The sequence below is a fragment of the Deltaproteobacteria bacterium genome (assembly GCA_016709225.1).
Classification (GTDB): Bacteria; Myxococcota_A; Polyangia; order Nannocystales; family Nannocystaceae; genus Xiheibacterium; species Xiheibacterium phototrophicum.
On sequence record JADJEE010000012.1, the window covers coordinates 819278 to 840106 of the forward strand.

18 protein-coding genes are annotated in these 20829 nt (G+C 70.5%); 10 read left to right on the forward strand and 8 right to left on the reverse strand.

Annotation, left to right across the window (positions count from 1 at the left end; translation table 11 throughout):
• Positions 1-23 precede the first annotated feature (23 nt).
• The 3 genes from IPH07_28370 to IPH07_28380 are packed head-to-tail and all read right to left on the reverse strand — an operon-like array spanning position 24 to position 3176.
• A complete protein-coding gene (locus IPH07_28370) occupies positions 24-1055 on the reverse strand; it encodes an alpha/beta fold hydrolase (protein MBK6921346.1) in 1032 nt (343 codons plus the stop codon).
• On the reverse strand, positions 1052-2782 hold the full coding sequence (locus tag IPH07_28375) for an AMP-binding protein (GenBank protein ID MBK6921347.1): 1731 nt from the start codon (positions 2780-2782) through the stop codon (positions 1052-1054). Before IPH07_28375 ends, IPH07_28370 begins: the two co-directional genes overlap by 4 nt.
• Positions 2772-3176 carry a hypothetical protein gene (locus tag IPH07_28380; GenBank protein ID MBK6921348.1) on the reverse strand — a complete coding sequence of 135 codons (405 nt, stop codon included), beginning with the start codon at positions 3174-3176 and terminating at the stop codon, positions 2772-2774. Before IPH07_28380 ends, IPH07_28375 begins: the two co-directional genes overlap by 11 nt.
• Before the next feature lie 203 nt (positions 3177-3379).
• On the opposite strand from IPH07_28380, the gene IPH07_28385 reads away from it, so the two are divergent.
• Positions 3380-3919, forward strand: a complete 540-nt coding sequence (locus tag IPH07_28385) for a hypothetical protein (GenBank protein MBK6921349.1) — start codon at positions 3380-3382, stop codon at positions 3917-3919.
• Positions 3920-4026: 107 nt separating this feature from the next.
• Complete coding sequence (locus tag IPH07_28390; protein ID MBK6921350.1) at positions 4027-4323, forward strand: hypothetical protein; 297 nt, start codon at positions 4027-4029, stop codon at positions 4321-4323.
• A gap of 56 nt (positions 4324-4379) precedes the next feature.
• Here the strand turns inward: IPH07_28390 and IPH07_28395 are convergent, their stop codons facing one another.
• On the reverse strand, positions 4380-5393 hold the full coding sequence (locus IPH07_28395) for a hypothetical protein (protein MBK6921351.1): 1014 nt from the start codon (positions 5391-5393) through the stop codon (positions 4380-4382).
• A gap of 320 nt (positions 5394-5713) precedes the next feature.
• Between IPH07_28395 and IPH07_28400 the strand changes: the two genes are divergently transcribed.
• The 3 genes from IPH07_28400 (at position 5714) to IPH07_28410 (ending at position 11270) form a co-directional block, all read left to right on the forward strand.
• Positions 5714-7558 carry a DUF1592 domain-containing protein gene (locus tag IPH07_28400; GenBank protein ID MBK6921352.1) on the forward strand — a complete coding sequence of 615 codons (1845 nt, stop codon included), beginning with the start codon at positions 5714-5716 and terminating at the stop codon, positions 7556-7558.
• Between the two features lie 2 nt (positions 7559-7560).
• The gene (locus IPH07_28405) at positions 7561-9147 is read left to right on the forward strand and encodes a DUF1552 domain-containing protein (protein ID MBK6921353.1); all 1587 of its coding nucleotides are present in this window, start codon (positions 7561-7563) and stop codon (positions 9145-9147) included.
• 128 nt (positions 9148-9275) lie between these two features.
• Positions 9276-11270 (forward strand): hypothetical protein, encoded by a 1995-nt coding sequence (locus IPH07_28410; GenBank protein MBK6921354.1) that lies wholly within the window; start codon positions 9276-9278, stop codon positions 11268-11270.
• Here the strand turns inward: IPH07_28410 and IPH07_28415 are convergent.
• A complete protein-coding gene (locus IPH07_28415) occupies positions 11257-11817 on the reverse strand; it encodes a TfoX/Sxy family protein (GenBank protein MBK6921355.1) in 561 nt (186 codons plus the stop codon). The two genes, IPH07_28410 and IPH07_28415, sit on opposite strands and share 14 nt — an antisense overlap.
• 209 nt (positions 11818-12026) lie before the next feature.
• Here IPH07_28415 and IPH07_28420 point away from each other — a divergent pair, with 209 nt between their 5' ends.
• Positions 12027-13295: a hypothetical protein gene (locus tag IPH07_28420; protein ID MBK6921356.1), complete on the forward strand. Its 1269-nt coding sequence runs from the start codon at positions 12027-12029 to the stop codon at positions 13293-13295.
• A gap of 7 nt (positions 13296-13302) precedes the next feature.
• Here the strand turns inward: IPH07_28420 and IPH07_28425 are convergent, their stop codons facing one another.
• Both IPH07_28425 and IPH07_28430 read right to left on the reverse strand, forming a co-directional pair.
• Positions 13303-14112 carry an SDR family oxidoreductase gene (locus IPH07_28425; GenBank protein ID MBK6921357.1) on the reverse strand — a complete coding sequence of 270 codons (810 nt, stop codon included), beginning with the start codon at positions 14110-14112 and terminating at the stop codon, positions 13303-13305.
• Positions 14113-14159: 47 nt separating this feature from the next.
• Positions 14160-16136 (reverse strand): choice-of-anchor L domain-containing protein, encoded by a 1977-nt coding sequence (locus IPH07_28430; GenBank protein ID MBK6921358.1) that lies wholly within the window; start codon positions 16134-16136, stop codon positions 14160-14162.
• A 171-nt stretch (positions 16137-16307) separates the two neighbouring features.
• Between IPH07_28430 and IPH07_28435 the strand changes: the two genes are divergently transcribed.
• From IPH07_28435 to IPH07_28450, 4 genes are all read left to right on the forward strand, one after another.
• Positions 16308-16940, forward strand: a complete 633-nt coding sequence (locus IPH07_28435; GenBank protein ID MBK6921359.1) for a hypothetical protein — start codon at positions 16308-16310, stop codon at positions 16938-16940.
• Positions 16941-17083: 143 nt separating this feature from the next.
• A complete protein-coding gene (locus tag IPH07_28440; GenBank protein ID MBK6921360.1) occupies positions 17084-17659 on the forward strand; it encodes a TetR/AcrR family transcriptional regulator in 576 nt (191 codons plus the stop codon).
• Between the two features lie 14 nt (positions 17660-17673).
• A complete protein-coding gene (locus tag IPH07_28445) occupies positions 17674-18381 on the forward strand; it encodes a hypothetical protein (GenBank protein ID MBK6921361.1) in 708 nt (235 codons plus the stop codon).
• A gap of 15 nt (positions 18382-18396) precedes the next feature.
• Positions 18397-20409 carry a GMC family oxidoreductase N-terminal domain-containing protein gene (locus IPH07_28450; protein MBK6921362.1) on the forward strand — a complete coding sequence of 671 codons (2013 nt, stop codon included), beginning with the start codon at positions 18397-18399 and terminating at the stop codon, positions 20407-20409.
• Between the two features lie 13 nt (positions 20410-20422).
• Here IPH07_28450 and IPH07_28455 read toward each other — a convergent pair whose 3' ends face one another.
• Positions 20423-20740: a DUF3817 domain-containing protein gene (locus IPH07_28455; protein ID MBK6921363.1), complete on the reverse strand. Its 318-nt coding sequence runs from the start codon at positions 20738-20740 to the stop codon at positions 20423-20425.
• Positions 20741-20829 lie beyond the last annotated feature (89 nt).

Consider the following 20829-nt stretch of genomic DNA (forward strand, 5'->3'; position numbering starts at 1 on the left):
AGGGTTGGGGCGGTTGGGTGGTGTCAGGCCGCCGACATGCGGGCATCGTCGTGGCGACGCCAGAACGCCGACAGTCGCGGCCACAGGGTGCTGGCGGCCTTGCGAGAGACCACCGCGCCGACGTGGCCGCCCGGCAGGCTGATGTGCTCGCGGACGTCGGCCCCGATGTGCTCGAGCAGGACCGCGGCGCTGCGCCACGGCACGATGTGATCGTCGGTGAAGGTCACCGCGAGGGTCGGACACTGGATGCGACCCAGCTCCACCGGGCGCCCCGACAACGTGAAGCCGCCGGTGACCAACGCGTTGCGCCGGTACAGCTGCTCGATGTACCGCGCGAAGCAGGCCCCGGGAAACGCGACGTTGTCGCTGCCCCAACGCTCGGTGGCGAAGAAGCCATCGAGGAACTCGTCGTCCCATGCGCGCTCGACCAGGCTCACGGCCTTGCGCAGCGGTAGCGTCGGTCGCAACAGGTGGAACGTCGCCTGCAGCAGCTGCCATGGCACGTTGCCGAGCGCCGCGACCAGTGCCTCGGGATCGAAGCTACGGGTCCGCGACCACACCGAGAGCAGCCCGTCGTCGCTGAAGTCGACCGGCGCCGCGAGGGCCACCAGCGAAGCGACGTGCCGTGGCCGCACCGCGGCATGGATCGCCGCCAGCGTGCCGCCCAGGCAGTAGCCGAGCACGTGGGTGCGACCGCCGCCGTGGCGCGCCGCCAGGCGGATCGCGCGTCCGAGGTAGCCGTCACAGATGTCGTCGAACGACAGCCAGCGATCCTCGGGGCCGGGCGTGCCCCAGTCGATGAGGTAGACCTCGTGGCCGGCCGCGACCATCGCCTCGACGAAGCTCTTGCCGCGCATCAGGTCGAGCACGTAGTGGCGGTTGATGAGCGACGGCACCATCAAGACCGGCGTACGGCAGCGCTGCGGCGCGGTCGGCAGGTAGTGCAGCAGCCGCCACTTGTTCTCCTCGTGCACGACCTCGGCGGGCGTACAGCCCACCTCGGGCGCCATCGAGGCACCCGACATCGCACCGGCGATGCGGCGCAACAGACTCACGCGTAGAGCTCCTCGAAGCCGTCGCGGAACGACGCGTAGACCTGCTTGCGACGGACCTTGAGCGTGGTGGTGAGCAGGCCACCAGCGACCGTCAGCGGGGCCTCGAACACGCGGAATCGCTTGATCTGCTCGAAGCTCGCCAGCTGCGTGTTGACCCGATCGACCGCCGCCTGCACCACCGCGGCCGCGGCCGCCGCTCGCTGTGCGCGGTCCGTGACCGCGCCGACGCGTGCGTCCAGCACCTCGTCGTCGAGCCACACGCCCGCGACCAGGTACTTCTTGCCGTCGCCGTAGACCAGCACGTGGCGGAACACCGGATCGTCGGCGAACAGGCGCTCGATGTTCGCGGGCGGAACGTTCTTGCCGCCCGCGGTCACCAGGATCTCTTTCTTGCGATCGATGATCTGCAGGAAGCCGTCCTCGGTCCAGCGACCGACGTCGCCGGTCTTGAACCAGCCATCGTCGGTGAATGCGGCGGCGGTCGCCTCGGGATCGTCGTGGTAGCCCCTGAACACGCTCGGCCCGCGCGCCAGGATCTCGCCGTCGTCGGCGAGCTGGAGCTCGACCGACGGTAATGGACGGCCGACCGAGTCGAAGCGAAACGCGTCGGGGCGATTCAGCGTCAGCGTCGGCGAGGTCTCGGTCAGGCCGTAGCCCTCGATCACCAGCACGCCCGCGGCGTAGAGCGACTCCTTCACCGCGCGCGCCAGCCCGGCGCCGCCCGACAGACAGAACCGCAGGCGTCCGCCGGTGCTGGCCTGCAGCACGGCGCGGGCTCGTGCCGGATCGGTCTCGACCATCGCGCGGGCGGCGATCTTCTCCCAGTACGCGGGCACGCTCATGAACACGTCGGGCCGCACCGCGGGCATGCGCTCGAGCACGTTCGAGGGCTCCGCGAAGTAGGTCGTGAAGCCCAGCGCCGTGCCGATGCAGGCCTCGCCGAAGCCGAAGATGTGGCTGAACGGCAGCCACAGCAGATCGACCGCGCCGTCGGGGATGAGCGGCGAACAGGCGCGGACCCAGTCGGCCTGGTTCACCGCGAGGTTGCGATGACTGAGCGGCACGCCCTTGGGCCGCCCGGTGGTGCCCGAGGTGTAGAGCATCAGGGCGCTTGCATCGGGATCGATCGCCGCCAGGCGTTGGGCGAGGAACCCGGGCGTGCGATCGATGCGGTCGCCGCCGTGTTCGAGCACCCGCGCGAAGCCGATGACGCGACGCTGGAGCTCCGCGGCCTCGGGCACCGCGACACCCTCGCGCGCCAACACGCGGGCGCGAGCGACCACGTCGGTGTCGTCGAGCACCACGAACCACTCGACCCCCGACAGCTGCGACCAGCACCGCAGCACCCGATCGACCAGCGCATCGCCGCCGACGAACAACACCCGCGCGGCGCTGTGACCGATCACGTAGGCGATCTGGTCCTCCGTGGAAGCGGGGTAGATCGGCACCATCACGCCGCCGGCGGTCTGGATCGCCAGCGCAGCGACCAGCCACTCCACCGAGTTCGTGCCGAGCACCGCGGCGCGCTGCCCGGCCGCGAGCACGTCGCCGTGCAGGAAGGCGCCGGCACGCGCCACCGAGTCCGCGAACTCGTTCCACGTGACTGCGCGCCAGCTCTCGCCCTGCGGCAGCATGAAGCGCGGCCGCGCGCCGAGCTGGGCGGCGCGCGCGAACAACATCTGCGGCGCGGAGATGGGCTCGAAGGCGAGACTGCGATCAACGGCCATGGTCGTCCTCGGCGTCGCGGGCCTGCAGCTGCTCGGTCAGATCCAGGAGGCGCGACTGCAGGCGATGGAGCTCGTGCAGCAGGCGCTGCTGCTCGCGCTGGGTCGGCAATCCCCAAGCCGACCACCACGCGTCGCGGGTGCGCTGGCCCATCGACCACAGCTTCATCGAGGCCGTGAGCGCGCTGCCGCCGAGCTCGAGCAGCGGCTGCGTGCGCAGCAGCTGCTCGAACGCCGCGGTCGCGCCGGCGTCCCAACGGTCGAACCACTGCCGCCACGGGGGCGGCGCGGTGCGCCCGTTGGCGGCCTGCGAGCGGGGTTCGGTGCCGCCTTGGCTGTCGGGCATCGACACCACGGTGGCCGGGGCGGTGCGGGTTCCTGGCTTCGAGCGGTCCATATTGCAGTGCAGCAATGCGCGGCGCCACCCTAGCCAGGTCGACCGGGCCCGTCAAGCGCCGTTGTGCCGCAGGCATCTCACATCGGGCGGTTCTCGGCCCGCACGCCCCATCGCGGGCGGTCCCGAGTATCATGCTGCGGCGCAACCAAACAGCCTGAGCCTCGGCCGCGACCTCCACGAGGGACGCGCCGCCTGTCCTCGCCATGATGATCGTCAAGAAGTACAGCAACCGTCGGCTCTACGACACCGAGCAGAGCAAGTACATCACGCTCGAGGAGCTCGCGCTTCGCATCCGCGACGGCGCCGACGTCCGGGTCCTCGACGCCAAGACGAACGCGGATCTGACCCAGGCGACGCTGGTCCAGATCATCCTCGAGGGCGACGCCTCGCGCCTGCTGCCCGTGCCGTTGCTGGTCCAGCTGATCCGCATGGGCGACGACGCTGCAGCGGAGTTCTTCGGCAAGTACATGGGCATGGCGATGGAATGGTACCTGGCGGCGAAGTTCGGCCTGCAGCAGGCGGCGCCGATCTTCCCGTTCGCGCAGATGCCGATGCAGGCGACCAACGCGTTGCTGCGCATGTTCACCGGCGGTGGCTTCGGCGGCGCGAGTGCACCGCCACCCACGCCACCGCCGCCTGCGGCCACCTCCCCCGCCACGACGACCAACGACGACGACGTGGCCGAGCTCCGTCGCGAGCTCGAGGCGCTCAAGCGCGAGGTCAAGGGTCGCCGCCGGGCCTAGGCAGCTTTTTTGTGCACTGCAACAATCTGGGCTTGACGCCGGACCCCGGCGGTCCTAGCTTCGCAGCCGTGGCCGGGCCCTGGTGCCCCCACAGGGGAACGAAGACCATGGAACCCATCTTTACGCAGATGCAGCAATTCTCGGCCGATCTCAGCCGGATCGTCCACGACACCGTCGCCCGCTGCCAGACCCTCGCGGAGCAGGCGCAGCAGGGCGTCGGTAACCCGGCGAAGCAAACCGAGCGTCTCGAGGCGGCGGTCGACGAGGGCGCGCGGTGGGCCAAGGCCAGCCTCGCGATCGGCCAAGAGCTCGCACAGGGCTACACGCGCATGGCGCTCGCGGCGTGGCGCCGCGCGACCGCGTGGGACCTGGCCGCCGGCTTCCACGCCCACGAGCCCAGCTGAGTTCGCGCGCATGCGGCCCCGCGTCGACGTGCGTCGGCGCGGGGGCCGACCACGCCTCACTGCGGCAGGCAGTTGGAGGCGTCGAGCTCGTGGTCGATGAGCATCTCGATCTCCGACTGGTTCTCTTGCGCGTACATGAGCTCGCGGATCTCGTCGTCGTACAACCCGATGTTGTCGTGGAGATCGGCGGCGTCGTGCAACAGGAAGTGCAGCCGTAGCCACTGCAGCTTGATCATCTCGTTGTAGTCGGGGTCCGACTTGATGGCCTCGTACACATCGGGATGCTGCGTGCGAGCGCGCTTGAGGTAGAGCTCGAGGTAATACATGAACGCGACGGCGCCATCGCGACCCGAGACCCCATACGGAATGTACTCGCCGGTCACGCCGATCGCGGCCATGCCATTGATGTAGCAGTTCATCTCGTCGAGCAGCTCGTAGAACCCATACGTGCCCTGGTCGCCGACGAGGTAGAGGTCTTTGTAGATGTCGGTCGAGCTGCCCTCGACCATGTCGTAGATCTCGCTGCGATCGAAGCCGTGCAGCTTGGGCGGGAAGAACTGCAGATCGTCGCGCAAGAAGTAGGCGAACTCGTCCACGCTGGCGTTGCCGTACTCCCACCCATGCGTGCCCTCGTGGGCCTCCGTCATGAGCCCGTCCATCAGCGACGCGAAGCTCGACGGATCGCTGAACGAGCCGAAGTAGGGGTCGCCGAGCTTGTCGGTCAGCAGGTCGCGTCCCGCGGGCCAGCGTCGACCGAGCACCTCGAGGATGGTGTCGAGGTAGGCCTGCGGGCTGTAGCTGCCCTCGAGATCCCCGAGATCGGCCGCGGGATCGAGCGGTTCGCAGTAGCAGTTCGCGGGGCAGTCGACCCCACCGGTGCCCGCGTCGCCGCCGTCGTCGGCGGGGCCGGTGCCGTGCCCCGTGTCGTTGCCCCCACCGCTGGTGGGCGCTTCGCTGGTCCCCTCATCGCCCGCGTCGTCGTCGGCGTTGGTCGCCTGCACGGTACCGCCCTCGTCGAGGGACGGCCCGTCGGTGTCGACACCACCGTCGTCGCCGAGCGCCGTCGTCATGCCCGCCCACGGCCCAGCCTCGCGCGCCTGCCCGCAGCCCGAACCCATCAGCACCCCCACCGCCACGAGCACGCAACACCGCATGTCGGCCGCGCGAGAGCACGCTCCGTGCCATGCGCGAGTGCGGCATGGAACCCCGGGCACATCGGATCGGGGCATTCGTCGGCCCCGGGCGAATCGCGCAACGGCTGGGCGAACTGCTGCACGGCAAGCCCGCGCGCCGTTCCCCCGGGCGGACGCGCGTCATCGCCCGAACCCGCACGCCGTCGAAAAAGAAACTTCACCCGCAGCCAGGCACGCATGTGTCCCGGAGGGGAGCCATGCCGACGACCGCGAGAGCCCCCGTCCTTGCCGCGTGCGTGACCTCGATCGCGCTGATTTCAGGGTGCTACGAAGGTCTCCGCGGCGGCGCCGATGGGGACGCCGCCGAGGCCGGCGGACCGGGGGGCAGCGACGCCGGGGGCAGCGACGACGGGGGTGGGTCGACCGGCGGCGACGAACCGTTCGAGACCACCAAGTTCACCTGCGATCCGACGCAGGTGCCGACCGACCTCCCGCTGCGCCGTCTCTCGCGGGTGCAGTACGAGAACGCGGTGCGAGATCTCGTCGCGTCATTGGTCCCGAGCGACGCCGACGCGGTGCTCGAGGTGGCGCGCCAACGCATGGGGCTCATCCCCGTCGACGCGCGCTCCGGCCCTGATCCGCTCTACGGCGGCTTCTCGCGGCTCGATCAGTCCATCTTCCAGGAGACCGTCGAGGGCTCCTACCACGTCGGCGCCACCATCGGCACCGCGATCGTCGGCGACGATGCTCGCCTGACCGCCGCCGCCGGCACCTGCGCGACCGATGCGGACACCACCAACGACGCCGCGTGCGTCGAAGACTTCGTGCGTCGCTTCGCACCGCGGGCGCTGCGTCGACCGCTGACCGACGAGGACGTCGCGTTCTACGTCGACGTCGCCGGCGACACCCTCGAGCGCGAGGACTACGGCGACATCGTGGCCGTGCTGCTCGCGGCGCCGGGCTTCCTCTACTTCATCGAGACCGGCGGCGAGGGCGAGCCCGGCACCCGCGCGCAGCTGACTGCGTACGAGATCGCCGCGCGGCTGTCGTTCCACTTCTGGCAGACCATCCCGGACGACGAGCTGGTCGCGGCGGCCGAGGCCGGCGATCTGCTCGACGAGGACGGCTATGCCGCGCAGGTCGAGCGCATGTTCCTCGACCCGCGCTCGGCCACCGCGATCGCAGAGTTCTACGGCGAGTGGCTCGACCCGCCCCACGCCGAGGAGCTCGACGCCAGCGTGGGGATGGCCGACTACGACGCCTTCCTCGACGGCTTCGTGCCCACGCCCGACACCCGCAGCAACATGGCCGCCGAGGTGCAGCAGATGGGCATCCACCACACGCGCGACACCGCGGCGTCGTTCGAGGAGTGGTTCCGCTCGGATCGCTCGTTCGCGCAGACCGAGGACGTCGCCGCGATCTACGGCGTGCCGGTGTGGAGCGGCGGCGAGCCGCCGCTGCTGGGCGACGGGCGCGAGGGCCTCATCACCCGCGCGCTGATGCTCGCGAGCGGCAGCGCGATGACCCACCCGGTGCTGAAGGGCGTGTACGCGCGCAAGACCCTGCTGTGCGACGCGGTGCCGCCTCCGCCACCCGATGCGAACGCGGTCGCGATGGGCATCGACGACACCGCCTTGGGTGCGCGTGCCCGCGCGGTCGCCATCAGCGAGGCGCGGGGCGACTGCGCCGGCTGCCACAAGAACGTCGTGAATCCGATGGGCTTCGTCACCGAGGACTTCGACGGGCTCGGCCGCCACCGCAGCTCCGAGCGGGTGTTCGACAAGCAGACCGGCGCCGTGGTGGCGGAGGTCCCGGTCGACACCACCGCGGTGCCGCGAGTGGCAGACACCAGCGACGAGCGCGAGGTCTCCAGCGCGGCCGAGCTGAACGCGATCATGCTCGAGAGCGAGAAGCCGCAGGCCTGCTTCGCGCGCCGCTACTTCCGTTTCACGTTCGGACGCGCGGAGGACGACGTCGCCGACGGCTGTACGCTGGCGACGCTCCACAAGGCATTGCTCGACGGCGAGGACCTCGGCGTGGTCGTACGCGAGATCGCGCTGCGACCGGAGTTCCGCACCAAGCTCATCGAAGGGGGCGAGTGAACATGTCCACGCGAATCCAACCCGGCAGCACGCGCCGCATGTTCCTGCGAGGCACCGGCGGGGCCCTGCTCGCAATCCCGCTGCTCGAGTCGCTGCTCCCCCGGGGTGCGCGGGCCGGCACCGCCGGGGTGCCGCGTCGCTTCGCGGCATTCTCGACCGGCCACGGCGGCATCCGGGGTGCCAACATGTTCCCCGACGGCGCGACGCTGACGAGTTCGCAGCAGTATGCCGGTCACACCATTCGTCGCGGCGCGCTGACGCTATCGGTGGACGGCGGCGTCGCGAGGCTGTCGCCAGTGCTCAGCGCGAGTTCGTCGGTGTTGACGGCCGCGCTCGCGGGCAAGCTCAATGTGCTGCGTGGCCTCGACGCCGGGTTCTACGTCGCGCACACCCGCGGCATCCACCTGGGCAACCTGGCCGGTCACGACGAATCACTCGCGCCCGTGAGCGAGCGCCGCCCGACCATCGACCAGGTGCTGGCCTACTCCGACAAGTTCTATCCGCAGGTGCCGGCCGTGCGGTCGATCAACCTCGGGCCCGAGTACTCGATCTCGGTCGGGCGCGAGAACCCCTTCGATCCGGCAAGCCCGCTGCAGGACATCCCAACCATGCGGCGCTCGCTCGACCTGTTCGGACAGATCTACATGGCGCCGGATCCGGACCACGTGCAGCGCCCCCCGGTGGTCGATCGCGTCCTCGCCGACTACAAGCGCGTCCGCGACGGCGCCCGCATCTCGGCGCAGGACCGCACCCGCCTCGACGCCCACATCGCGCGACTCGACGACTTCCAGGCCAAGCTCGCCGCAGTGCAGAGCTGCGAGGATGTGCAGCCGCCGACGCAGGAGGCGGAGGGCGTCATCAACGGCGCGCCGAACTGGGGCACCGACCCGTCCGCGCAAGCGCTCTACTGGCAGCTCTTCAACGAGGTGGTGGCGATCGCATTCAGCTGCGACACCTGCCGCATCGCAACCTTCGCCGCCGATGCGCTGCGCGACTACTCCGGCCCGGACTACCACCAGGACGTCGCCCATCGAGCCGATCGCGACGCGCCCACCGAGCCACCCGAGGATCCGCTCTCGCAGGTGTGGGCGCAGGATCTCGTGCGCGATGGCCACCAGCGCTTCTTCGAGCAGGTCTACCTCGACTTCGTGGCCAAGCTCGACGCCATCGACGATGGCACCGGCGGCACGCTGCTCGACTCGTCGCTGGTGGCGTGGACGCAGGAGTCGGGCATCTACACCCACGACGCGATCGACTGGGGCGTGGTGTTGGCCGGTGGCGCCGCTGGCAACATCGCAACCGGCAGCTTCTGCGACTATCGCAACACCGCGGTGTCCGGCAACCAGTATGGCCAAGCGTACCCAGGCCCCTACCCGATGTACCCCAACGACACCACGCCCGAGTACAGCTGGTTCGGCCTGATGCTGCCGCAATACTACGGGACCCTGCTGCAGGCGATGGGCCTCTCGCCCGAGGACTACGAAGAGACGTCGTACGGTGGTTACGGGCCGATGCACGTCGACCCCGACTACGCGCAGCACTCCGCGGGCGTGCTCGCTGCGGCACACGAGATGCTGCCGTTCCTCTGAACTGGGGATGAGAACGCGAAGCGTTCATCCGCGACCAAGGCAAGCAGCAGGAGCGGTCCCGCGAGGGGGAGGCTCCGGCGTCGTCGACCCATCTATCGGCCGACGCAGGGCTCCGGTAGCCTGTTGTCATGGACGAGCGCTGCTCTGACCGGTCGAGGAATGTCCTGCGTGCGGCCGCGGGCGGCGTGGTCGTGGGCGTCGCGCTCGCCGGCATGGGGTGCGGCGGCGAAGACGGCCCTCGGCTCACCGGCACGTTCGGCAGCTCGACGCTGAGCTCCGCCACCTCCGCGGCAGACTCGGGCGACGACGACACCACCAACGGCGACACCTCGACGACCGAGCCGGGCACGACGACCGAGGTCGGCACGACCACCGACGTCGGCACCTCCACCACCGACGTCGGTACCTCGACGCTCACGGGCGCAGGCGACAGCTCGTCGGGCAGCGACGGCGGCCCCGTGTGCGGCGACGGCATCCTCGACGCCGGCGAAGCCTGCGACGGCGACGATGTGGCGGGGGCGGACTGCACCGATCATGGCTTCCCCGGCGGCACGCTGATGTGCGCCAAGGACTGCAGCATCGACACCACCGCGTGCGTCTCGATGCTCTGCGGCAACGGCATCCTCGAAGGCGCCGAGGACTGCGACGGCAGCACCCTCGGTGGTGCCACCTGCGCGACCCAGGGCTTCTCGATGGGAACCCTGGCGTGCAGCCCGACTTGCACCTTCGACACCGACGCCTGCAGCAACCCCGAGTGCGGCAACGGGATCACCGAGATGGGTGAAGTCTGCGATGGCGCCGACCTCGACGGCGAGACCTGCGTCGGCCAGGGCTTCGCCGGCGGCACGCTGGCGTGCCTGGGCAACTGTGCCGGCTACGACACCGACGGCTGCGACTGCGCCGAGGAGGACATCGGCGGCAGCATGGGCAGCGCCGTGACCACCGGCAACACCACCTTCGACGACGACGGCCTCGCGCCGTCGTGCGGTGGTGCCAGCGGCAACGACCACGTGGTGCGCTTCACCGCCCCGTTCGCGGGTCAGTTCGCATTCGACACCTCGGGCTCGGCGTTCGACACCAAGCTCGCGGTCTACGGTGACTGCGCCACCGAGTTGTCATGCAGCGACGACGCCGGCGGCGAGCTTCAGTCGCTGGTCACCGTCGATCTGCTGGCTGGGCAATCCGTGCTGGTCGTGATCGACGGCTTCAACGGTGCCGCCGGCAACTGGGTGCTCAACGTGTTCCAACCGGCGGTCTGTGGCGATGGCTTCGTGCAGTTCCCCGAGCCGTGCGACGGCACCGACGTGGGCACCGGCACCTGCGCGGACCTCGGATTCTCCGCCGGGACGCTGCTGTGCGACGATCTGTGCGTGTCGTTCGACGGCGGCGGCTGCTTCAACGGCCCCGCGTGCGCCGAGCAAGACCTCGGCGCGGCCACCGGGGTGGCGGTCGCCACCGGCGACACGACCACCGACGACGACGGCATCGCGCCGTCGTGCGGCGGTGCCAATGGCAACGACCACGTGATGCTGTTCACCGCCGGGGTGGCTGGCACCTACTCGTTCAACACCTTCGGATCCGGCTACGACACCAAGCTGGCGTTGTCATCGGACTGCGCCACCGAGCTGGCGTGCAACGACGACGCCGGCACGGTGTTCCAGTCGCGGCTCTCGCTCGCGATGGCGGGCGGCCAACAGGTGCTGATCACGGTCGATGGGTTCAACGCCAACGCGGGCAGCTGGGTGCTCAACGTGACCCCCCCGTTTGCGTGCGAGGACCAGGATGGCGGCAGCGCGCTCGGCAGCCCGGCGCTCACCGGCAACACCACGGCCGCAGACAACGACCTCGATCCGAGCTGCGGGTTGGGCAACGCCAACGATCAGGTGGTTCGTTTCACCGCCACGGCGACCGCGTCGTACACCTTCACGACCGTCGGCTCGGCCTACGATACGGTGCTGTCGCTGTGGTCGGACTGCGCCACGCAGCTGGTGTGCAACGACGACACCAACGGCCTGCAGTCGCAGGTGCAGCGCAACATGGTCGCAGGCGAGACGGTGCTCGTGCTCGTCGACGGCTACAACGGCGCGACCGGAAACTGGAACCTGAACGTCACGAGCCCGTAGCGGCCGGGCCGCGGCGCGATCGCTTCGCGGCCGGCTTCTTCGCGGCCGGCTTCTTCGCGGCCGGCTTCTTCGCGGCCGGCTTCTTCGCGGCCGGCTTCTTCGCGGCCGGTTTCTTCGCGACCGGCTTCTTCGCGGCCGGCTTCTTCGCGGTCGCCGGCTTCTTCGCTGCCCCGGCCCGCTTCGGGGTGCGCGACGCGAGCTGGGTCGGCACGCGAGCCGGCAGCGTCGCCACGTAGTCGAGCCCGATCGAGATCCACTCCCGCAGCGCCGCCGGCGAGCGCACGCCGCCGGGCCCGACGTAGAGCATCCCCGCGGAGGGGCGCCCGGTGAAGTCCATCGGCCGCGCATGCGGGCGCCGCAGAGCCGCAGGCGCGACCTCCGGGCCGGCGCGCAGCATCAAGTCGTCCCCCACGATCCCGCACGTCATGTGTCCGCGGACCATGAACGCGATGCCGCCGAACATGCGGCGCTCGAAGATCTCGGTCGCGTCGACCAGCTGCGCCAGCGCGGCGCGGATGCGATCGGCAAGCATCGGGTCGTACGTCATGTCTTCGCCTCGTTGCCCGAGGATAGGCGATCCTCGCGACGGCCTCGACAGTCGTCCATGGTGCCGAGGCCAGGGCGCGCGGTGGTGCCATCGCGCTGCGCCGCTCGACGCTTCGACAGGCGGCTGGCGAGGCAGTTGCACCGTCGACGCCCGTGCGCGTTCTGTCCCCTTCGCCGCGCGGCCTGGCCGCAGTCCTCCACGACCCCACGGTGTTCGCCCTCGTCCTGGCGGGAGTGCTCGCTTGCGGATCGGAGCCGGGCCAGATCGCCGCCGGCAGCAGCGGGAGCAGCAGCGCCACCGATTCGTCGACCTCGGCGGGCACGCCGGCCACCTCCGTCGACACGCTGACGTCCACGACCGACGGTGCGAGCACCGGACACGTCGACGGCACCAGCGGCGACGCCACGGCCACCGCCGGTGACGACGGCTCGAGCGGCGACGGCACCACCGGGGACGACGCGCCGATGTGCGGACCGGATCCACTACCGATGCCGTGCGACGACGCGGCCGCGCTCGGCCCCGACGACGGCTACGGCAACGAGGTCGAGATCGCGATCGATGTCCAGGCCATCGACAACCCCCACCCGACCGCGCCGGGCCCGATCCGCATCTATCGCCCGACGGGCGTCGACGACCCCCCGGTGCTGTTCTTCTCGCATGCGTTCGGAGCCACCACCCCCGTCCCGTACTACGACGAGACGCTGCGCCACCTCGCCGGGCGCGGCCTCGCTGTGGTGTACGTGCCGTATCCGCTGGTGCCCGACGTCGACGACGACAATCTCGATCGCTACGAGTGCCTGTGGACCGGCTTCGCGACCGCCGCGACCGCATTCGCCGACAGCCTCGATCTCACGCGTGTCGGCTTCGTGGGCCACTCGTTCGGTGGCGGCGCGACGCCCGAGATGGCCCGGCGTGCGTTCGTCGAGCAGGGCTGGGGTGCGCAGGGGCGCTTCATGTTCATCATGGCGCCCTGGTACTCGTGGGGCGAAGATTACGACACGCTGCCCGACGACGTGCGCACCGTCGTCCAGGTCTACGCGGACGACGAGGCCAACGATCACCAGATCGCAGTCGACGACATCTGGAACCGGTTGCCGGCCGGCATGGAGAAGGCGTGGCTGATGGTGCGAACCGACGTCTGCGATGGCTGCGGTCTGTCGGCGCCGCACGGCGTGCCGATGACCGGCACGGGCCCGGCGATGAACGACCAGGCGGTGTTGAATGCGGTCGATCGTTGGGCGGTGTGGCGCCGCATCGATGCGCTCGCAACCTATGCCTTCGAGGGCGATCCGAGCGCGCGCGCGATCGCGTACGGCGAGGACGACGAGATGGGCCACTGGGTCGGCTGTGGCGGTCGCGCGGTGCGGGCGCTCGAGCACAGCACCGACACCCCGATCCTCGCCAGCTGCGTCGCGCCGCTGTTCACCGCCGCGGCGCGCTGCGAGAACGCAGACCCCAGCTACCCGGGTTGCCCGTAGCAGCCCGTCACGCCGCGTAGAGACGACGGATGATCCACTCGAACAATGCCGCGGGCAGCCAGGGTCGCAGCCACACCGCCGCGCGCTGGATGAAGGGGCCGACGGTGTAGTGGAACCGCGGTGCGCTCGCGTCGAGGATCGCGAGCACGCACTCGCCGACGGCCTCGGGCGTGGCGGCGTTGCGCTCGTCGCGGGCCATCACCGCGACCGCGGCGCTGCAGCGCCCGTGGTAGGCCGAGTCCGCAGTGCTGGCCGCGGTCATCCGGCGCGCGGTCGTGAAGCCGGTGCGGAAGTCGCCGGGTGCAACGACGCTCACGTGGACGCCGTGGGCGACCAGCTCGTGGCGCAGCGCCTCGCTCAGGCTGTCGAGCGCGGCCTTGCTGGCGCTGTACAGGCCCTGGAACGGGATCGCGATGCGACCGGCAATCGACGAGACGTTGACGATGCGACCGCGCCCCTGCGCGCGCATGAGGGGCAGCACTGCACGACACACCCGCATCACGCCGAACAGGTTGGTCTCGAACTGCGCGCGCGCCTCGTCGACGGTGGTGTCCTCGACCGCACCGGCGAGCCCGAAGCCGGCGTTGTTCACGACCGCGTCGATGCGCCCCGCCTGCGCGACGATGCTCGAGATCGCCGCCGCCACCTGGCGCTCGTCGTCGACGTCGATCGCGACCGGCGTGACGCCCGGCCCGCACTCGCGGCCCGCACGACTGCCGCCGAATACCGTGTCGCCTCGCGCAGCCAGCCGCACCGCGATGGCCCGGCCGATCCCCGACGAAGCCCCCGTCACCAGCACGACGCGCGAGTCGCTCATTCGGCACGAGCGTACCGCCGCACGTGGATCGGGTCAGCCCCGGTTCGTCAGCCGGGCACCACGCCCGGTGGCGAGGCGTCGACCGACCACTCGAAGTCGTCGAGCAACACCAGCGAGTCCAGGATCTCGTCGCCGGTGTCCCAGATCGCGAAGCGGAGCGTGACGAGCTCACCCGGCACGACGTTGCCACGCATGCGCAGCCACCCGGTACCCCCGCCGATCTGGCCCCCGTACGCACAGCTGCTGCCCCACAAGACGGTGTCGAAGCCGGTGCCCGCGAGCTCGGCGGTCGACTCGCAGCCGGCGTAGTGGGTGCTGCCCGGCGGCATGCACTGCGACGCGTCGTCGTTGCTGCACGCGGTGAAGAGGCCGTCTGCGGCGTCGAGAATGTTGACGCCGATGGGCCAGACGTCGGTGCCGTCGTCGTAGGTGGCGATGTTGCCGTCGCTGGGATTGGCGCCGCTGCTCGAGTCGATCAGTGCGACGAACGTGTCGTTGTACATCGAGCACACGTACTCGGGGTACTCGGACGACAGGAAGAAGAACCGCACGGAGAACGAGCTCGCATTGGTCGGCGCGCGGACGACCAGCTGCAGCATCGTGGGGTTGTACGCGGTATCGACGAACGCACCTGGGCAACCAGGGGCGTTGGGCGCGACGTTGCCGTGGGCCGCCAGCCAGTCGGCCGGCATGCCGCTCGACGTGCCCATTGCGGTGCCCGGCTCGAAGGCGGCGTAGCCGGGACTCACGTCGCTGGGATCGGCGGCGTGGCCGGTCGACAACATCGCCAGCGCGCTGCCAGCATGGGGTGTGATCGCAGTGCCGAACCCCGGACGGATCGCTCGCGACGCCGCGGCGGGATTCGGACTGCCATCGGCGCGCAGCAACTCGGCCGAGATCAAGCCCCAGGTCCGATCGGTGGGCTCGGCCGGCGCCAGCGTCGTGACGCGGCAGAGGTCGATGGCCTTGGCGAAGTCGCCCGCGCTCGCGGAGTCGCTGGCCAGCCCGCCATCACAGGCCGCGAGCGCGTTGTCGACGACGCCATCGCAGTCATCGTCGACCGCGTTGCCGGCGAACTCGAAGGCACCGGGGTTGACCAACGTCGGCGCGAAGCAACCGACGCCGACCTCGTCGCAGCAGTCACCGCCGCACGCCGTCCAGCCGTCGCCATCGAGATCGGGATCTTCGTCGACGCTACCGTCGCAATCGTCATCGGCGGCGTTGCCACAGACCTCGAGTGCGGGCAACACCTGGCCGACGCAAGGACCCAGCGCGGTGCCCTCGGCGTTGCAGGTCTGCTGACCGTCCGCGCACACGCCGACGCCCTGGGTCGCGAGCGCGCCGGTGTAGCAGGCGTAGGCTTGGCCCGGCGTGCACATGCAGGTACCGGCGATCTCGCAGCCGTCGTTGGCGGCGTCATTGCAGTCGTCGTAGCCGTCGTCGCACGACGCGATCATGCAGACCCCGCCATCGCAGAGGCCCTGCGCGTGGCTCGGCGCGCACGCAACCGCACAGCCGCCGCAGTTCGCCGTGTCGCCCAGCAGATCGACGCACGCATCGTCACAACACGCGAGCGCGGCGGGACAGGGCTGGGTCGCGCTGCAGCCGGGCGTGCAGCCGCCGGCTCGACACACCTCGCCCGCCTCGCAGTGTGCGTCGGTGATGCACGCGTGACAGGTGCCGTTGTCGACGTCGCAGTGACGATCGCCACCGCAATCGCGGTCGTCGTCGCACTCGGGCGGCTCGCCACCGCTGGAGCCGTCCTCGCCCGGGTCGGGGCCGCTGCTGCTCTCGCGACCGTCGTCGCCCGCGGTGGATGTATCGACCTCGCCGCTGTCGACCGCGGGCGACGTGGTGCTCGACGAGCTACCTGCGGTGGTGGTGACCTCGGGGTTGCTCGGCGCGCCGACGAAGGTGGTCGGCGGCTCGCCGCAGCCCACCAGTGTGGCGAGCAGTCCGAACGCGACGCCGGTGTGGGTGGTGGGTGACGACGCAGCGGCGCGGCGCGGAGGGGCTGACGGCATGGAAGGTCCTGACGGGGCGCGGGGGGTTCGCGCGTGGGTGTTCCACGTCGGCGGCAACGGTTTAATCGCCAGCGTCGCGCCGCGGCGCCGTGCCCCGTGGCCGCGCCGCTCGGTCGCCGCGGTCCGCGGCGGCCCCTCGCTGCGTCCTGGAGTCCGCTACCCTTGCCGTCGATGAACGCTGCCCACGCCGATCGCGTCGCCGCGGCCACGCAGGCACGCGCGAGCGTGTGGGCGTCGCTCGGACGCGTCGAGCCGGAGCCGCTCACGATGCTGCCGGGACCACTGGCGCGGGTCTCGGCGCGCTGGCCCTCCACGCCGCGTTGGCGCGTGATCCGTGCGCCGCGCGGCACCATCCTCGTGAGCGACGGCCTGTCCGATCCGTGGGACGACGAGCACGGCGTGGGCCTCGGCCTCGAGCTTTGGATCGGCAGCACATCGCCGCTGCCACTGGTGATCGGCAGCTGGGCGGAGGCCGCAATCCAGGCCGTGAGCGTCACGGTCGCGAGCCACGGCACGGTCCGCACGATGATCGACACGCTGGGCCCGCTGTCGATCGAGATCGATGGCCGCGCCTTCGCACCCGCAGCACGCACCGCCAGCGGCCGCGTCGGCCTGCTGCTCGGCGCCGACGACGACACCGTGCCGCGGTGGCTGACGCTCCCGGAAGGGCGCGCGCGCATGGTCGCGATCACGACCCTGCGATCCGAAGAGCTCGAAGCGGTGACGCGGGGTGGACAACCCGCACGCGATGCCCTCGCACGCCGCATCGCGGCGCGGCCCCAGGGCGCCTTCTGCAACGACTGACGGCCCGCCTCGCGGGCGTGTCCCCGTGCCCACCGACGCGCGCACTCGCGCCTCGAACGTCGTTCTGATCGGGCGGGAAAGCATATTCGGATCGCGCACTTGCATACATACCGAACGTTCGTTATGTATCCGCACCCGAACCGATGGCGCGTGCACTCGACCACGATGAGCAACGACGCTCGCTCGCGCTGCGCTGTGCGCCGCTGTTCGCTCGCGCCGGCTACGCGGCGATCAACATGCGGCAGATCGCGAGCGAGCTCTCGGTCTCCACCGGCGTCCTCTACCACTACTTCCCGAGCAAGGCGGCACTCTTCGAGGCCGTTGCACACACCACGGTCGAGACCGACGTCGACGTCGGCACGCGCCTCCTCATGAGCGCATCGAGCGAGCCTCGCGCGCGGCTCGAGCTGTTGCTGCGGACGCTGCAGCAGCGCGTGCAGCTGTTCGCGACCCACTATCGCGTACTCGTCGAGTACGCCGGGCAGATCGACGACGACGCCACCGCAGCGGCGTGGACGGCCACGGTCGCCGCGCTTCGCGAGCGCTACGCCCGTGCCATCGGCGAGATCATCGGCACCGGCAACGAAGGCCTCCGCGACCACGTCTTGCTGGTGCTGTGCGGCCTGATCCTCCGCGCGATGTGTGGCGACCCGACCACCGACATCGACCGCGTCGCAGCAACCCTCGCAACCACCCTGGGCTGGAACGATCCGAGATGATGGCACTTCGACGAATGCGACCTCACGCGCTGCTCGGCGCGCTGCTGCTGCCCGCCTGTCACTCCACCGCCCCCGACGACGCCGCCAGTGGCCCCACGTGCGTCGGCGCGAAGTGTGACGATGTCGAGGGCCTCGACGACGGCGGCCCGCTCGGCAAGCTCGACCTGCCACCGCCGCGCGCCGACCTCGGGGTTTCGCCCTCGGCAACCTGTGATGCGCGCTGCGCCGTGGTGTCGAGCTGCCTCGGTGTCGGCGAGGACGACTGCCTGCTGCAGTGCGCGGCCACCCGCGCGGACGCGGTCGAGCTCGGCGAGGCCTGTGCGAGCGCGTTCGATGCCGCGCTGAACTGCGTCGCCGCGCTGGATTGCGACGGCGCCGCAGCGTGGCAGGCCGGCGATGTCGGCCACCCCTGCGAGGCGGAGGACCACGACGCACAGGCCGCATGCTCCGAGACCCCCACCGCGAGCGTGTGCACCGACTTCTGTGCACTCGCCGGCGGCTGCATCGAGGGCGGCGCCGAGATCTGCACGACCAGCTGCGCCGACGCATTGGCGGCCGCCGACGCCTACGGCCCCGCGTGCGCCGCGGCGCAGGCCGAGGTCTTCGCGTGCGTCGGCGAGCTCGCCGACTGCGACGCCGTCGCGGCGTGGGGCGCCGCCGACGGCGACTACCCCTGCGCCGACGCCGATATCGCCCTGGTCGCGGCCTGCGACGCCAACTGACGGGAGCCGAACACCATGCACGATCACTCGACGAAAGCCGTCACGGCTCCCCGCATCCACCGCGGCCTCGGCGTCCTCGCGGCGCTGGGCCTCGTCACCTCGACACCCGCCTGCGACGATGAGGACGGCGAGGCCAGCGATGCCGGCAAGGTCTGTGTCGACGGCAAGTGCGACGCGCTCGGCGGACCCGACGACTTCGAGTTCATCATCGTCGGCTCGGGCGCGGGCGGCGGGCCGCTGGCGGCCAACCTGGCGCGCAACAACCACCGCGTGCTGCTGCTCGAGGCCGGCAGCGATCAAGGCGGCAACACCAACTACCAAGTGCCGGCGTACCACGGCTTCTCGACCGAGGATCCCGAGATGCGCTGGGACTACTTCGTCGATCACTACGGCGACGACGCCCAGGCCAATCGCGACTCGAAGATGGTGAGCGACGCCAACGGCCAGCCGGTCGGCATCCTCTATCCCCGCGCCGGCACGCTCGGCGGATGCACCGCCCACAACGCGCTCATCAGCATCATCCCCCACGACAGCGACTGGAACCGCATCGCCGAGCTCACCGGCGACGCGTCGTGGACCGCCGATCGCATGCAGCCCTACGCCGACCGCGTGTTCCGCTGGCTCGGCAACGAGCGCGCTGCGGCCGATCTGGCGTTGTTCGACCTCAAGCTGCAGAAGGTCGTCAGCGCCGGGGTCTTCGCGTTCGTCGACGCGACGGGCAAGGGCTCGCTCGGCCAGCTGTTCAGCGACCTCGGCGAGCTGAAGTCGCTGCTCGGTCGTGACATCAATGATCAGGGCCCCGGTGTCGAGGGCGTGTATCCGTTCCCGCTCGCGATGAAGGACGGCAAGCGGCACGCGGTGCGCGAGTACCTGCGCGAGACCCAGGCGGCCGGATTCCCGCTGACGATCCAGACCGGTGCGTTCGTGACCAACCTGGTCTACGCCGACGAGCCCAGCGCCGACGGACGCCCGCACGTCGTCGGCGTCGACTTCGTCGGTGGCGAACATGTCTACCGCGCCGACCCGGCCGCGCCTGCGACCGGCGACGGTGGCCCGCGCCAACGCATGCTCGCGAGCCGCGAGGTGATCGTCGCCGCCGGCGCCTTCAACACCCCGCAGATCCTCAAGCTCTCCGGCATCGGGCCCCGCAAGGAGCTGGAGTCGTTCGGCATCCAGCCGCGCGTCGACCTGCCCGGTGTCGGCGAGAACCTGCAGGATCGCTACGAGGTCGGCGTCGTGAGCAAGACCCGCGGCGACTTCTCGATCCTCGGGGAGTGCACGCTCGACCAGGATCCCGACCGCGACCCCTGCCTGGAACAGTGGCAGGACGGCGAGGGGCCCTATCAGAGCAACGGCGGCGCGATCACGATCGTCAAGCGCTCGTCGCGGGACCTGCCGGATCCCGACCTCTTCATCTTCGGCGTGCCGGGGAAGTTCGCTGGTTACGAGCCGGGCTACTCGCAGGAGGCGCTCGCCGATCGCAGCCTCTTCACGTGGCTGATCCTGAAGGGCCACACCCGCAATCGCGCGGGCACCGTGACGCTCGCGTCGGCCAACCCGTTCGACAGACCACACATCGACTTCCACTACTTCGACCGTGGCACCACGGCCGGAGGCGCCGACGACCACGATCTCGATGCCATGGTGAAGGGCGTCGGCTTCGTGCGCGACATCGGTCGCAAGGCGCGTCTGTTGATGGGCGCACCGCTGCTGGGCCGCTACGACGAGATCTGGCCCGGGCCCGAGGTCCGCAGCGCCGACGAGATCGCGACGTGGGTGAAGGACGAGGCGTGGGGCCACCACGCCTCGTGCACCGCGAAGATCGGCGGCGACGACGACCCGATGGCGGTGCTCGACAGCCACTTCCGCGTGCGCGGCGTCGACGGCCTGCGCGTCGTCGATGCCTCGGTGTTCCCGGAGATCCCCGGCTTCTTCATCGTGATGCCGATCTACATGGTGGCCGAGAAGGCCACCGACGTGCTGCTCGGCGAGCTCGGCGAGAGCCGCATCGCTGCCAACCAGCCGTAGGCATCGCGGACTGCTACGTCGCGGGCGAGAGCTCGCGGCGCAGCCGCGCGTCGAACCAGAAGGTTGCGAATGGGATCGACGACACCACCAGCGCGACCAGCAGCCGCACGTTGGTCCACTGCTTGGTGAGCCGCAGGTCGATCGCTTCGTACACGTACCAGAGGAACAGCGCGCCGTGCAGCGAGCCGACGACGCGCACGGCCAGCGGCAGGTCGGCGGCGTACTTGAGCGGCATCGCGACGAACAGCAGCAGCAGCAGCGACACGCCCTCGACAAAGGCGACCTTGCGGAAGCGACGGGTCGGGTCGGGTTGCACGGCAGTCGGACGCATGCTCGACCGCGGATGTTACCGCGCCGGGACGCGGCGGGCGGGCGATCCAGGCCCCCGGCCGAGGTTCCCGCGACGCGACCGTCGCCGTT

Bases quoted from the DNA above. Each gene is read 5' to 3' on its own strand.
- IPH07_28385 (MBK6921349.1), top strand. From the start codon at position 3,380: ATGATGATCGTCAAGAAGTACAGCAACCGTCGGCTCTACGACACCGAG.
- IPH07_28395 (MBK6921351.1), bottom strand. From the start codon at position 5,393: ATGACGACGGCGCTCGGCGACGACGGTGGTGTCGACACCGACGGGCCG.
- IPH07_28440 (MBK6921360.1), top strand. From the start codon at position 17,084: ATGGCGCGTGCACTCGACCACGATGAGCAACGACGCTCGCTCGCGCTG.
- IPH07_28455 (MBK6921363.1), bottom strand. From the start codon at position 20,740: ATGCGTCCGACTGCCGTGCAACCCGACCCGACCCGTCGCTTCCGCAAG.
- IPH07_28405 (MBK6921353.1), top strand. From the start codon at position 7,561: ATGTCCACGCGAATCCAACCCGGCAGCACGCGCCGCATGTTCCTGCGA.
- IPH07_28410 (MBK6921354.1), top strand. From the start codon at position 9,276: ATGGACGAGCGCTGCTCTGACCGGTCGAGGAATGTCCTGCGTGCGGCC.
- IPH07_28445 (MBK6921361.1), top strand. From the start codon at position 17,674: ATGCGACCTCACGCGCTGCTCGGCGCGCTGCTGCTGCCCGCCTGTCAC.
- IPH07_28425 (MBK6921357.1), bottom strand. From the start codon at position 14,112: ATGAGCGACTCGCGCGTCGTGCTGGTGACGGGGGCTTCGTCGGGGATC.
- IPH07_28430 (MBK6921358.1), bottom strand. From the start codon at position 16,136: ATGCCGTCAGCCCCTCCGCGCCGCGCCGCTGCGTCGTCACCCACCACC.
- IPH07_28400 (MBK6921352.1), top strand. From the start codon at position 5,714: ATGCCGACGACCGCGAGAGCCCCCGTCCTTGCCGCGTGCGTGACCTCG.
- IPH07_28415 (MBK6921355.1), bottom strand. From the start codon at position 11,817: ATGACGTACGACCCGATGCTTGCCGATCGCATCCGCGCCGCGCTGGCG.
- IPH07_28390 (MBK6921350.1), top strand. From the start codon at position 4,027: ATGGAACCCATCTTTACGCAGATGCAGCAATTCTCGGCCGATCTCAGC.
- IPH07_28380 (MBK6921348.1), bottom strand. From the start codon at position 3,176: ATGGACCGCTCGAAGCCAGGAACCCGCACCGCCCCGGCCACCGTGGTG.
- IPH07_28435 (MBK6921359.1), top strand. From the start codon at position 16,308: ATGAACGCTGCCCACGCCGATCGCGTCGCCGCGGCCACGCAGGCACGC.
- IPH07_28375 (MBK6921347.1), bottom strand. From the start codon at position 2,782: ATGGCCGTTGATCGCAGTCTCGCCTTCGAGCCCATCTCCGCGCCGCAG.
- IPH07_28450 (MBK6921362.1), top strand. From the start codon at position 18,397: ATGCACGATCACTCGACGAAAGCCGTCACGGCTCCCCGCATCCACCGC.